Genomic DNA, 13,232 nt, shown 5'->3' with positions numbered 1-13,232 from the left:
ATCCCACTTCTTTGAGTTCGATCTGTGCAAACTCTGCAAGTTTGTCCAAAATTGTTTACGATCTGAGATCGATTCGAGGGCCAGTTTTCTTGGACGGGTCAATCAGATGACGCCACAGGCAAACACCGCGTCGGTGATGCCGGACTTGTGATTGCAAGACCATTCAAACCCGGGAAGTTTACGCCCAAATTCAGCGGGAGATTAATGAGATGCACAGTTTCATTTTGGCAACTGTTTTCGTTTTAGGAGGAACCGTCGCAGCTATGGCAGACGATATCATCAAGGTTAGCACAGACAAATCGGTGTCAGAGGCGCTGGATGCGTTTGAGGCGGCTGTTGGTAATGCTGGCGCAACTGTTTTTGCACGCGTCGATCACGCAGCCGGGGCCGAAAAGGTTGGGCTGACCATTCCAGCCAACCAGGTGCTGATCTTCGGCAACCCCGCGATGGGTACGCCCGCCATGCAGATTGATCCGCGTGCCGGATTATTCTTGCCGCTGAAAGTGCAGGCATACGAGGACGAAAACGGTCAGGTTTGGTTGGCCTATGAAGACCCCAAAGAGACTATGGATGATCTAGACGGTGTTGATGCATCCCCGGTCATTGAAAAGATGCGGGGGGCGCTGGCAAAGCTGACGTCAATCGCGGCGCAATAGTTGATCGACTGTGCTGGCAACACGGCTTGTTGGCACAGCCCACCCTTCGAAATCTGCTTGATTGCAGGACTATGGGGCTTTTTCGTTTTTCGGGCCTTGCGAGAATCGTCGCACGCAGGGGAAAAGGACAGCTTACCTTGAAGGCGGCAAATCCGGCGCTGATGTATCACTCAAGCCAAAGAACGCTGTGTGCACGGGCGCGCGCTGAGCTGATCGTTGGAAATTCTATCTTTCCTGTTTGAAAGAACCGCACTCTGGTAAAGCCGAGACATTCTTTCCAAGCCGTTGGAGGCAGGGGGAGCGAATGTTCCAACCCGGTGTCACAGTTAGGATTAGCTTTTTAGCGTAAACAACGCCTCTTTCAGGTCAATCGCGCCATCATAGAGCGCGCGCCCCGATATCGCTCCGTTCAGTTCGACGCCACAATCGCGCAGCGCGATCAGGTCAGCGATCGATGAAACGCCACCCGAAGCGATCACCGGAATCGATACAGCCCGCGCCAGGTCTGCGGTAGCTTCGACATTTGGACCCTGCATCGCACCATCGCGGTTGATGTCCGTATAGATGATGGCAGCAACGCCTGCATCTTCGAAGCTGCGCGCCAGATCGGTGACCTGCACGTTGGTTTCTTGAGCCCAGCCTTTGGTGGCAACCAAGCCATTGCGCGCGTCGATGCCAACGGCAACTTTGCCCGGGAAGGCTCTTGCAGCCTCTCGCACGAGGTCGGGGTTCTCAACCGCCACGGTGCCCAGAATGACGCGCGCCAGACCCTTGTCGATCCAGGTCTCAATCGTGGCCATGTCACGAATGCCGCCCCCAAGCTGTGCGGGAACATTGCAGGCCTTCAAAATTGCTTCAACCGGCGCGGCGTTCACCGGCTCGCCTGCAAAGGCACCGTTCAGGTCCACAAGGTGAAGCCATTCGCACCCTGCGTCAACAAAGGCACGGGCCTGCGCGGCCGGGTCGTCGTTGAAAACGGTGGCCTTGTCCATTTCACCGCGCAGCAAGCGCACGGCTTGGCCGTCTTTTAGGTCGATGGCGGGGTAGAGGATCATGTTATGCGGCCCTATGTCAGAGGTTACTCGCGCGGCGTATCGCACATGCAGGGTAGGGGATGCAACGCGACGCAAAGTCAATCTTGCCCGGTGGCGAATGGCGGGCCAGACTGGCCACAAAACAGGGAGACACTCATGAAAACATTTACTCTTGCGGCGGGTTTGGCAGTGCTGGCAACAACCGCCTTGGCCGCCGATCCTGTCGACGGGCTGTGGAAGACCGCTCCGGGGGATACCGGCGGTTATCTGCACGTCACGATTGCCGAATGCGGCAGCGCCATTTGCGGCACCATCGATACCGCCTTTGACGCGGATGGGAACGAGCAGTTGGAATATGAGAACCTAGGCAAGCAGATCATCTGGGATATGATCCCGGAAGGCGGCGGCAGCTATGACAATGGCAAGATCTGGGCCCCGGACCGGGACAAGACATATAACTCGAAGATGACGCTGGACGGCCAGAACGAGCTGACCGTCAAAGGCTGTGTCGCCGGTGGCCTGATCTGCCGCGGGCAGACCTGGACTCGCGTTCAATAAGGCTTAGGGCGCCCAGTTCAGGAAATTCCCGATCATACGCAGGCCCACATCCTGGCTTTTCTCGGGGTGGAATTGCATGCCAACCATGGTGTCGCGGCCGATCACGGCCGTGACCTCTTGTCCATAGTCCACGTAAGCTAACCGCTCAGCCGGGTTTTTTACCCGGAAATGGTAGGAATGGACAAAGTAGGTGTGATCGCCGGAGTTGACCCCGCTAAACACGGGGTGGTCGCTTTCCAGCACCAGATCATTCCAACCCATATGGGGGACTTTCAGCGCTTTGTCTGACGGTTCAATCCGCACCACATCGCCAGCGATCCAGTCAAGCCCGTCCGTTTCACAGTATTCATGGCCCTTCGTGGCCATCAGTTGCATACCAACGCAGATTCCCAGAAACGGTCGGCCTTTTTGTTCAACCGCCTCAACCATGGCGTCATAGATGCCCTTATGTCCGCGCAATTCGGCGGCGCAGGCCGGAAACGCACCGTCGCCCGGCAGAACCAAACGGTCGGCACGCGCAACAACATCCGCGTCCGAGGTCACAACAACCTCACCCGCATCCACCTCGCGTGCCATGCGTTGAAATGCCTTTTCGGCCGAGTGCAGGTTACCGCTCTCGTAATCAATGATGGCTGTCAGCATTTACAGCGCACCTTTGGTGGACGGGATCGCATCGGCCCTGCGCGGGTCGGTCTCAACCGCCACGCGCAGGGCACGGGCCACGGCCTTAAAGGCAGCCTCGGCAATGTGGTGGCTGTTAAAGCCGTGCAACTGGTCGACATGCAGTGTGATGCCGCCATGGGTGCTGAGCGCCTGAAAGAACTCGCGCACCAACTCGGTATCGAACGAGCCGATCTTGGGTGTCGGCAGGTCCACGTTCCAGATCAGGAACGGGCGGCCCGACAGGTCCAGCGCACAGCGAACCTGTGCGTCGTCCATAGGCAGGTGGCACTCGCCATACCGGCGGATACCCTTTTTGTCGCCAAGGGCTTGTGTCAAAGCCTGACCCAGCGCGATGCCGGTATCTTCGACCGTGTGATGATCGTCGATGTGGTAATCGCCCTTGGCGCGGATCGTCATGTCGATCAGTGAATGGCGCGCAAACTGGTCCAGCATATGATCGAAAAACCCGACACCTGTCTGGTTGTCATATATGCCTGCGCCGTCCAGATTGACCTCGACCGAGATTTCGGTTTCGGCGGTCTGACGGCTGATCTTTGCGCTGCGCATGGGCGAATTCCTTTTGCTACAGGCGCGCTTATAGACGGGGTTGGGGCGGCTTATCCAGACCGCACGTGGTAATCAGTGCAAACTGTTGCAGGGGATTGCGCCCGCGCGCGCCCCATGCCAGCCTGCCAGCAATTCAACCAACAAGGCACGGCCCATGTCCACCTGCGTTTTCATCCAGATCCGCTGCAAACCCGGCACCACCTACAAGGTTGCCGAAGAAATCGCCTTGCGCGAAATCCACTCCGAGCTTTATTCGACCAGCGGTGAATACGACCTGCTGCTGAAACTTTACATCCCGGAAGACAAGGATGTGGGGCATTTCATCACCGAAAACCTTTTGGTGATTCCAAATATCGAACGGTCCCTGACCACAATGACGTTCAAGGCGTTTTAGCCCAGCTCAAACGTCGTAACGCCAAAGATGCGGTTCAGGTCGATATCTGGTTCGTGATTCGAATACATCCGCGCCGTTTCAAACACCTTGCTCAGCCCAAGTTCGTCCGCCAATGCCATGGCCGATGCATTGGGCTGAGGCACGTCCACAAATACCTCATGTGCGCCCTGTCTCTCAGGAAGCGTGCCAAGAACTGCGCCAAGCAACGCCTTTGCGATCTCACCTGTGTCCGCAAACAGGGGGCCAACCTTGTACCCATGAAGGCAGCGGCGTAGTGTGGCATACCCCCTTATCCTGCCACTATCGACATACACTTTTGAGACATGGCCAGATGCACTCAGCCAATGCTCAAGAAATACATCGCGCGGCGCGGGGAACAGACTGCGATCATAAGCCCTCAGGTCATCTGAAAAGCTGGAAAGATCAGAGATTTGAGCAACCGGCCCTGTTTCCAGTTTGGCCAGTATGTCCCGTGCAGTTCCGGAGAAACGATAGTTGTTGTAGGCAAAGGCAAAGCCCGACTTGCGATAATTGTGTTGCTGATCGGCGACCCCATCCAATCCGATGTTGAGCGCATTGCAAATTGCCAGCGCATGCCGCCAGATTTCCAGCCCGTGGCCAGAACCGCGAAACTCGGGCCGAACGATGTAGAACCCAAGAAATGCAAATGTATCGTCGTAGCGGACGACAGAGATCGAGGCGATCATCTCACCATCCAGAAAACCGCCCAGAAACCCGCCGGAATCAGTGCTGTGGAAACATGCAGCATCATGATGTCCGGGGTTCCACCCCTCGCGTCCGGCCCAATCTACAGCCATCTGTAGTTCATCAGCAGTTAGCGGGCGGATGACATATTCAGACAAGGTGAATGTCCTGTGTTGCGTAGTACCGCCAGAATGGCGCACAGACAGCGTATACGCTAGGCTATATTGGAGTTTTGGTATCTGGAGCGGGCGAGGCGATTCGAACGCCCGACCCTAACCTTGGCAAGGTTATGCTCTACCCCTGAGCTACGCCCGCATCAGATACATATGTGGTCCAAAGACCTCTCAATGGAGCGGGCGAGGCGATTCGAACGCCCGACCCTAACCTTGGCAAGGTTATGCTCTACCCCTGAGCTACGCCCGCGCCGTTGAGTGAGGAGGGATGTATAAATTCCCACGCAAGCCTGCAAGCGGAAAAACACAAAAAGCCGGAAAAATCTTTCGACGGAAATCCCCGCGCCACACGTGAAAGACTATGACCGTTGTTGAATTGGCCGGTTCGAGGAGAGGAAGATGACACGCAGTGCAGATATAAAAACGGCCCTTCTGGCGGCACTAATCGTGCTGACAACCGTGATCTGTGTCCGGGATGAGAACGAGGTGGTCAAGGTGGAACCGATTCTCATGCAAGCCCCACCGATTGAGACGCGGATTTTGGCGGGTTAAGCCCTGCCACGCACGTCACATTGCCAGCGCAAGGTTCGTTATGGCAGCAACCAGTATGGCGGTGAATGTCAGCAGCATTCCCATGCGGCGTAAAATCACGATCTGAGGGGTGCGGCTAAAGCCATATGCGTGAAAAACACGACCGGCCAGTAATGTCAGCCCAAGCAAATTCAAGAGTAGGCCTCCTGCGTTTTGCAGTTCGGCCATGGCGATCAGCAGCAACGCAAAAGGCGTGTATTCGACGAAGTTGGAATGCGTTCTGATGGCTTTGATCATGTTCTTGCTGCCCCCGTCGCCGTAAGAGATTTTGTCGCTGAAGCGCTGGCTGATGACTCTCACGCTGAGGGCGATGTAGAGGATCGCCAGAAGCGCGGCGTAGATGGGGGATATAGTCAGCATTAGTTCTTCCTTCTGCGCAAAAAGCCGCCCGGTTCCCCGAGCGGCCGGTAGTTCCTGGTAAAGTCGAACCATTTATTCCAGTTCGACGAGCAGATCCTTGGCGTCGATCTGACCGCCGGGCTGGACGTTGACAGCCTTAACTGTCGCGTCGCGTTCGGCGTGGATCCCGGTTTCCATTTTCATGGCTTCGATGGTCAGCAGCATGTCGCCTTCCTTGACCTGTTGACCGGCTGTCACGGCGATTGTTGCAACCACACCGGGCATCGGTGCGCCCACATGGTTGGGGTTACCGACTTCGGCCTTGGGTCGCGCCTGCGTGGCCGATGTGACCATCCGGTTCGGCACTCGGATCACGCGAGGCTGACCGTTGAGTTCGAAGAACACTTTGACCTCACCCTTTTCGTCGGTCTCGCCGATGGCCTGACAACGGATTTCCAGCGTCTTGCCGGGATCGATCTCGGCTGTGATCTCTTCACCGGGTTCCATACCGTAGAAGAAGGTCTTGGTTGGCAGGGTGCGGACCGGGCCGTAGATCCGGTGGCGGCCCATGTAATCCAGAAACACCTTGGGATACATCAGGTAGCCATTCAGGTCCTCATCGTCGACCTGCATCCCTTCCAATTGTCCGGAAAGCTCGGCGCGGGTGGCTTCCAGGTCGACGGGCGGCACATGCTTGCCGGGGCGCTCGGTATTGGGGGCTTCGTCCTTCAGCACCTTCTTGATGATGGTGTCGGGGAACCCGCCCGGAGGCTGGCCCAGATTGCCGCGCATCATGTCGATGACCGAGTCGGGGAAGGCCACATCCGTTCCGGGGTTCTCAACGTCCGCACGCGTCAGGCCCTGGCTGACCATCATCAACGCCATGTCGCCCACCACTTTTGAGGACGGCGTTACCTTAACGATATCCCCGAACATCCGGTTCACATCGGCATACATCTGGGCAACCTCGTGCCAGCGTTCCTCCAGACCCAAGGAGCGCGCCTGCGCCTTGAGGTTGGTGAACTGACCGCCCGGCATCTCATGCAGATACACCTCGGAGGCCGGGGCCTGCAGGCCGGATTCAAACGCTGCATACTGGCCGCGCACCGCCTCGAAGTAATCGCTGATCTCGCGGATCGCTTTGATGTCGAGGCCGGTGTCCCGCTCGGTATGACGCAGCGCCTCGACTACGGTGCCCAGCGTTGCCTGGGATGTGTTGCCCGAAAAGGCATCCATCGCGCAGTCCACTGCGTCGACGCCCGCCTCGGATGCGGCCAGAATGGTCGCGCTGGCGATGCCCGCCGTATCGTGCGTGTGGAAATGGATCGGCAGCCCGACCTCTTCTTTCAGCGCGCGGATCAGGATTTTAGCCGAGGCCGGCTTTAGCAGGCCCGCCATGTCTTTCAGGCCCAGCACATGTGCGCCTGCGTCGCGCAGCTCTTTCGCCATGCCGACATAGTATTTCAGGTCATACTTGGCACGGTCCGGGTCGAGGATATCACCGGTATAGCAAACGGTGCCCTCACAAATCTTGCCGTTTTCAACGACCGCATCCATCGCCACCCGCATGTTCTCGACCCAGTTCAGCGAGTCGAACACGCGGAACACATCGATATTCTGCGCGGCCTGGCGCACGAATTCCTGCACCACGTTGTCAGGGTAGTTGGTATAGCCAACGCCGTTTGCCCCGCGCAGCAGCATCTGGGTCATCAGGTTCGGCATCGCCTCGCGCAGGTCGCGCAGACGTTGCCACGGGCATTCCTGCAAGAAGCGATAGGCCACATCAAACGTCGCGCCGCCCCAGCATTCGACGCTAAAAAGCTGCGGCAGGTTGGCGGCATAGGTGGGCGCCACGCGGATCATGTCAATCGACCGCATCCGGGTGGCCAGCAACGATTGGTGCCCGTCCCGCATGGTGGTGTCGGTGATCAGCAATTGCCGCTGCGCCTTCATCCAGTCGGCCACCGCCTGCGGGCCTTTCTGCTCCAGCAGGTTGCGCGTGCCCATCTGGGGTTCGGCCTTGAGCGCAGGGGGCTTGGCCTCTTTCAGGTCGGCGCGCGGCTCGGGCCGGTCTTTGGTCTCGGGGTGCCCGTTCACGGTGATATCCGCGATATAGGTCAGCACCTTGGTGCCCCGGTCGCGGCGGCGCTTGAAGGTGAACAGGTCCGGCGTCGTGTCGATGAACTTGGTAGTGTATTCGTTCGACAGAAAGGTCGGGTGCTTTAGCAGGTTGATGACAAAATCAATGTTGGTGCTGACGCCGCGAATACGGAACTCGCGCAGCGCCCGGTCCATCCGGCTGATGGCTTTTTCGGGCGTTGGCGCCCATGCCGTGACTTTGGTCAGCAACGAGTCGTAATACCGCGTGATCACACCCCCGGCGTAGGCCGTACCGCCATCCAGACGGATGCCCATGCCGGTGGCCGAGCGATAGGCGGTGATGCGGCCATAGTCGGGGATGAAGTTGTTCTGCGGGTCCTCGGTGGTGATCCGGGTCTGCAGCGCATGGCCGTTCAGATGCACATCCGCCTGGCTGGCCGCACCGGTGGCTTCGGCCAGCGTCTTGCCCTCGGCGATCAGGATTTGCGCCTGAACGATGTCGATGCCGGTGACTTCCTCGGTGACGGTGTGTTCCACCTGCACGCGCGGGTTTACCTCGATGAAGTAGAACTTGCCGGTTTCCATATCCATCAGAAACTCGACGGTGCCCGCGCATTCATAGTTCACATGAGCGCAGATCTTGCGGCCCAACTCGCAGATCTCGGCGCGTTGCTCCTCGGACAAGTACGGGGCAGGGGCGCGTTCCACGACCTTTTGGTTCCGACGCTGGACCGAACAGTCGCGTTCATACAGGTGGTAAATCTCACCATGCTTGTCGCCTAGAATTTGCACTTCGACATGGCGCGCGCGGGTGATCATCTTTTCCAGATAGCCCTCGCCATTGCCGAATGCGGCCTCGGCTTCGCGGCGGCCTTCCAGAACCTTCTCCTCCAGTTCATCCTCGGACTGGATCGGGCGCATGCCGCGCCCGCCGCCGCCCCACGACGCCTTGAGCATCAGCGGATAGCCGATTTCCGCAGCTTCGGCCCGGATGGCATCCATGTCATCGCCCAGCACTTCGGTCGCCGGGATCACCGGAACGCCTGCCGCGATCGCAACCCGACGTGCGCTGGCCTTGTCACCAAGCGCGCGCATGGTTTCGGCGCGGGGGCCGATGAAGGTGATACCGTTCTGGACACAGGCATCCACGAAATCGGGATTCTCCGACAGCAAACCGTAGCCCGGATGGATCGCATCCGCACCACATTGCTTGGCCACGCGAATGATCTCGTCAATCGACAGATAGGCCGCAACCGGGCCCAACCCCTCACCAATCCGATACGCCTCATCCGCCTTGAACCGGTGCAGGCCCAGCTTGTCCTCCTCGGCGTAAACCGCAACGGTCTTCTTACCCATCTCATTCGCCGCACGCATCACGCGAATCGCAATCTCGCCGCGGTTGGCTATCAATATCTTTTTGAAATCGGTCATATCGGGTCCCGGTCTTTTTTGTTTGGCCGTGTCATAGGCGGACAATAAGCGCACGTATATCAGTCGTTCTGGGTAGAACCGGCATGTTAACGCTCGCAAACGCCGCTTGTTAGCGGTAACTTCTTACCCGCTCTGCATTGCAGCATCAATCGGCGTGATCATGTGTCTTAATCTGATTCAGTTGCGCCAACCCCATCTGCCCCATATTCGCCTGCATATCCTGTCTCAGAATGTCGATGACATGGGCCGGTCCACGTGCCCCTAAAGCAGCGAGGCCATAGAGAAAACCGCGCCCCAGCATGACAAAATCTGCCCCAAGGGCCAGCGCGCGCAGAATGTCCAGGCCGCCTTCGACGCCACCGTCAAAGATAAGCGGCAGGTTCGTGGCCGCGCGAATGGCGGGCAGCACGGAAATGCTGGCCGGGGCGCCATCGAACTGCCTGCCACCGTGATTCGAAACCCAGATTGCGTCAACTCCTGCCCGTTGCAGCCGGTCAGCGTCTTCTGCGCGCATCACACCTTTGACAATCAAAGGTCCGTCCCAGGCATCACGCAGCCAGTTCACGTAATCCATATCCGGTGAGGTGCGTAGCAGATAGCCGACATGCGCCGTTGGCGAGCGGGCGCTGTGACTGTCGATATACTTGTCGAGCGTCCGCATCCGCGGCATCCCGTTTCGCGCCATCCCCAAGGCCCAAGTGGGACGCAGGGCAATCTGTGCTAGTAGCCTCGGGGTGAGTTTGGGCGGATTGGTCAGGCCGGATCGCACCTGCCGTTCCCGACGAGAGGCGACGGGAACATCTACGGTCAACACAAGTGTGGTGAAACCAGCACTTCTGACGCGGTTCAGCATGTCAGTACGGATTTCGGGATCTTTTGGCGGATAAAGCTGGAACCAGGCATTCTGTCCAATATGTGGCGCCATGTCCTCGGGGCTCTGACTGGCGACGGTCGACAGGGTATAGGGCACGTCCGCCTCTGCGGCGGCTTGCGCCAGCAAGTGTTCCGCATTCGGCCAGATCAGCCCTGACATCCCAATAGGCGCAATACCGAAGGGCAGGGGAAAGTCCCTACCAAGGAACCGCGTGCCAGTCTTACATTCGATTGGGCCATGCAGGATCGAGGGCAGAAACTCGACATCATCCAAAGCAGCCCGGTTTCGATGCATGGTGGCCTCGGTCCCGGTGCCGCTTGCCAAGTATTCCCATACAAAATGCGGCACCCTGCGCCGTGCGCGGCGCTTCAGGTCGGCAATGCCGGGGAATGAGCTGTGAAGGTCCATATGAATTGATCCGACCTGTTGCGCGATTCTGCAAGGTTTTCAGACTGCTGCCACCAGAAAGGATGCACGAGCGGGCCTTTGGGCTATTGATGTCAAAACACTGTGCCGACGGAGGCCGGATGAAACCGGGTGCTGTTCGACCTGTTATGCATAGCCCAGAGATTTATGCGCGCCAGCTGGCAGAACCCAGGCCCGTCACGTACTCCGGCGCAAAGGGAGTGAAGTAGGTTCAGGCAAAACCCGGTGTATTGATCAGAAATGCGACGGGTTTTTTTCAGTATTGTGCGAACAAGCCGTGAACAAACCCTTTCCCTTGCGGCGTTTCCAGCGTAGTTTGGGCGAATGAGCAGTTTCGACGAAATGGACGCCTTTGAGGGCGCATCATTATCCGCGCGTGCCATGGCTGCACGCCCCACGCCTTATCTGGACGAACTGAACCCGGCGCAACGCGAAGCAGTCGAGCGGTTGGAAGGGCCGGTTCTGATGCTGGCTGGTGCGGGCACGGGAAAAACCAAGGCGCTGACGGCCCGGATTGCGCATCTTCTAAACACTGGCCGAGCGCGTCCGAACGAAATTCTGTCCGTGACCTTCACCAACAAAGCTGCGCGTGAGATGAAAGAGCGGGTCGGTCGATTGCTTGGGCAGCCGGCGGAAGGAATGCCGTGGCTGGGAACATTTCACTCGATCTGCGTCAAGCTGCTGCGCCGTCATGCCGAGTTGGTCGATCTGAAATCCAACTTCACGATTCTCGATACGGACGATCAGCTGCGCTTGCTCAAGCAGTTGGTTCAGGCGGCGAATATTGATGATAAACGCTGGCCTGCGCGAATGCTTGCCGGGATCATCGACGACTGGAAGAACCGCGCGTTGACACCCGATAAGGTGCCTGTGGCTGATTCCGGAGCCTATAACAACAAGGGTATTGAGCTTTACGCGCAGTACCAGACCCGGCTGCGCGAGTTGAATGCAGTGGATTTCGGCGACTTGCTGCTGCACATGGTTACGATTTTCCAGACACATCAGGATGTGCTGGAACAATACCAGCGTTGGTTCCGGTTCATTCTTGTGGACGAGTATCAGGATACCAATGTCGCGCAGTATCTATGGCTGCGCCTTCTGGCCGGTGCGCATAAAAATATCTGTTGCGTAGGCGATGACGACCAATCGATCTATGGCTGGCGCGGGGCCGAAGTGGGTAACATCCTGCGCTTCGAAAAGGACTTTCCCGGTGCCTACGTTGTTCGGTTGGAGCAGAACTATCGCTCGACCCCGCATATTCTGGCCGCCGCGTCGAATGTGATCCGGGGCAATGAAAGCCGCTTGGGCAAAGAGCTTTGGACAGACGCTGAAGAGGGCGAAAAGGTTCGGCTTATCGGTCATTGGGATGGCGAGGAAGAGGCCCGCTGGATCGGTGAAGAGATCGACGCGATGCAGGGCGGGACGCGCGGTATGCGGCCCATTGGGTTGGATGAGATCGCCATTCTGGTCCGCGCCTCGCACCAGATGCGCGCGTTTGAGGATCGGTTCCTGACCATCGGTCTGCCCTATAAGGTGATCGGCGGCCCCCGGTTCTATGAGCGGATGGAGATCCGCGATGCCATGGCTTATTTCCGGCTCGTGGTCAGCCCCGGCGACGATCTGGCGTTCGAGCGGATCGTAAATACGCCGAAACGGGGTCTCGGTGACAAGGCGCAGCAGACGATCCAAATGACTGCACGCGAGCATGGCGTGTCACTGGTCGACGGCGCGCGTATTGCGGTCGACAATGGGTTGATCAAGGGCAAGGGCGGAAAAGCGCTGCGTGAGTTGACTGACGGGCTGGCGCGGTGGAACGCGATGACGCGCGGGTCCCGGATCGAGGTGGACGATGACTCGGTCATTGATGACGGCGCCCCGATGCGGTTTGGAGAGCCTGAGGTCTCGCATATTGAACTGGCGCAGATCATCTTGGACGAATCCGGTTACACCGCCCATTGGCAGAACGAAAAGACGCCTGAGGCTCCTGGGCGGCTGGAAAATCTGAAAGAACTGGTGAACCAGCTGGATAATTTCGAGAACCTGCAAGGGTTTCTGGAGCATGTCAGCCTGGTCATGGATAATGAGCAGGAGGGCGACGGGGCCAAGGTCTCGATCATGACCTTGCACGCAGCCAAAGGGTTGGAGTTTCCGGCTGTTTTCCTGCCGGGGTGGGAAGACGGGTTATTCCCTTCTCAGCGGTCCATGGACGAATCCGGGATCAAGGGGCTCGAGGAAGAACGGCGTTTGGCCTATGTCGGGATCACCCGTGCGGAAGAAGTCTGTACGATATCTTTTGCTGCAAATCGGCGCGTGTTTGGGCAATGGCAGAACGCAATGCCGTCACGGTTCATCGACGAATTGCCCGAAGATCATGTTGAAGTGCTAACACCTCCGGGGCTTTACGGCGGTGGTCAACCCACGGCTGGGATCGAAACCCGCGCGGCTGAAGCGAATGTCTATAACTCCCCGGGGTGGAAGCGGATGCAGGCGCGAAAAGGGCAGTATGGCACCTCTCAGCCGCGCGAAAGCCGCAATACGGTGATCGACGCAACTGCGGTGGCCAGCTTTACGATGGGTGAACGCGTGTTTCACCAGAAATTCGGGTATGGTGCGGTGATCGGCATCGAAGGGGACAAGGTCGAAGTGGATTTCGACAAAGCGGGGATCAAGAAAGTGGTCTCGCGATTCCTGTCCGCCAAGGACGACGTGCCTTTTTAACCA

General features: G+C 58.1%; 12 protein-coding genes and 2 tRNA genes. 5 read left to right on the top strand and 9 right to left on the bottom strand.

Annotation, left to right across the window (positions count from 1 at the left end):
* The first annotated feature begins 263 nt into the window (after positions 1–263).
* The gene (locus LCM21_RS11275; RefSeq protein WP_224890696.1) at positions 264–656 is read left to right on the top strand and encodes a DUF302 domain-containing protein; all 393 of its coding nucleotides are present in this window, start codon (positions 264–266) and stop codon (positions 654–656) included.
* 332 nt (positions 657–988) lie between these two features.
* Here LCM21_RS11275 and hisA read toward each other — a convergent pair whose 3' ends face one another.
* On the bottom strand, positions 989–1,711 hold the full coding sequence (gene hisA / locus LCM21_RS11270; protein WP_224890695.1) for a 1-(5-phosphoribosyl)-5-[(5-phosphoribosylamino)methylideneamino]imidazole-4-carboxamide isomerase: 723 nt from the start codon (positions 1,709–1,711) through the stop codon (positions 989–991).
* A 135-nt stretch (positions 1,712–1,846) separates the two neighbouring features.
* Here hisA and LCM21_RS11265 point away from each other — a divergent pair, with 135 nt between their 5' ends.
* Positions 1,847–2,248, top strand: coding sequence for a DUF2147 domain-containing protein (locus LCM21_RS11265; protein WP_068335745.1), 402 nt, complete (start codon positions 1,847–1,849; stop codon positions 2,246–2,248).
* A 3-nt stretch (positions 2,249–2,251) separates the two neighbouring features.
* Here the strand turns inward: LCM21_RS11265 and hisH are convergent, their stop codons facing one another.
* Together hisH and hisB are read right to left on the bottom strand one after the other, a co-directional pair.
* Positions 2,252–2,890: an imidazole glycerol phosphate synthase subunit HisH gene (gene hisH / locus LCM21_RS11260; RefSeq protein WP_068335743.1), complete on the bottom strand. Its 639-nt coding sequence runs from the start codon at positions 2,888–2,890 to the stop codon at positions 2,252–2,254.
* The gene (hisB, locus tag LCM21_RS11255; RefSeq protein WP_224890694.1) at positions 2,891–3,478 is read right to left on the bottom strand and encodes an imidazoleglycerol-phosphate dehydratase HisB; all 588 of its coding nucleotides are present in this window, start codon (positions 3,476–3,478) and stop codon (positions 2,891–2,893) included.
* A 154-nt stretch (positions 3,479–3,632) separates the two neighbouring features.
* Between hisB and LCM21_RS11250 the strand changes: the two genes are divergently transcribed.
* Positions 3,633–3,872 (top strand): Lrp/AsnC family transcriptional regulator, encoded by a 240-nt coding sequence (locus LCM21_RS11250; RefSeq protein ID WP_068335738.1) that lies wholly within the window; start codon positions 3,633–3,635, stop codon positions 3,870–3,872.
* Here LCM21_RS11250 and LCM21_RS11245 read toward each other — a convergent pair.
* From LCM21_RS11245 to LCM21_RS11235, 3 genes are all read right to left on the bottom strand, one after another.
* Positions 3,869–4,735, bottom strand: coding sequence for a GNAT family N-acetyltransferase (locus LCM21_RS11245; RefSeq protein WP_224890693.1), 867 nt, complete (start codon positions 4,733–4,735; stop codon positions 3,869–3,871). The genes LCM21_RS11250 and LCM21_RS11245 overlap by 4 nt on opposite strands.
* Positions 4,736–4,817: 82 nt before the next feature.
* Positions 4,818–4,892, bottom strand: a tRNA-Gly gene (locus tag LCM21_RS11240).
* A 33-nt stretch (positions 4,893–4,925) separates the two neighbouring features.
* Positions 4,926–5,000 (bottom strand) — tRNA-Gly (locus tag LCM21_RS11235).
* Positions 5,001–5,149: 149 nt separating this feature from the next.
* Between LCM21_RS11235 and LCM21_RS11230 the strand changes: the two genes are divergently transcribed.
* A complete protein-coding gene (locus LCM21_RS11230) occupies positions 5,150–5,302 on the top strand; it encodes a hypothetical protein (protein WP_224890692.1) in 153 nt (50 codons plus the stop codon).
* 15 nt (positions 5,303–5,317) lie between these two features.
* On the opposite strand, the gene LCM21_RS11225 is transcribed toward LCM21_RS11230, so the two are convergent.
* The 3 genes from LCM21_RS11225 to LCM21_RS11215 form a co-directional block, all read right to left on the bottom strand.
* Complete coding sequence (locus LCM21_RS11225) at positions 5,318–5,701, bottom strand: MAPEG family protein (protein ID WP_224890691.1); 384 nt, start codon at positions 5,699–5,701, stop codon at positions 5,318–5,320.
* A gap of 72 nt (positions 5,702–5,773) precedes the next feature.
* Complete coding sequence (locus LCM21_RS11220; protein ID WP_224890690.1) at positions 5,774–9,211, bottom strand: pyruvate carboxylase; 3,438 nt, start codon at positions 9,209–9,211, stop codon at positions 5,774–5,776.
* 145 nt (positions 9,212–9,356) lie between these two features.
* A complete protein-coding gene (locus LCM21_RS11215; RefSeq protein ID WP_224890689.1) occupies positions 9,357–10,493 on the bottom strand; it encodes an alpha-hydroxy acid oxidase in 1,137 nt (378 codons plus the stop codon).
* Between the two features lie 342 nt (positions 10,494–10,835).
* Between LCM21_RS11215 and LCM21_RS11210 the strand changes: the two genes are divergently transcribed.
* Positions 10,836–13,229, top strand: a complete 2,394-nt coding sequence (locus tag LCM21_RS11210; protein ID WP_224890688.1) for an ATP-dependent helicase — start codon at positions 10,836–10,838, stop codon at positions 13,227–13,229.
* Positions 13,230–13,232: the final 3 nt, after the last annotated feature.

Origin of the sequence: Ruegeria profundi, from assembly GCF_020171505.1 — a bacterium.
Taxonomy (GTDB): Bacteria; Pseudomonadota; Alphaproteobacteria; order Rhodobacterales; family Rhodobacteraceae; genus Ruegeria; species Ruegeria profundi.
The sequence above is the reverse complement of the archived record's forward strand: the minus strand, read 5'-3'. Positions and strand labels throughout refer to the sequence as shown.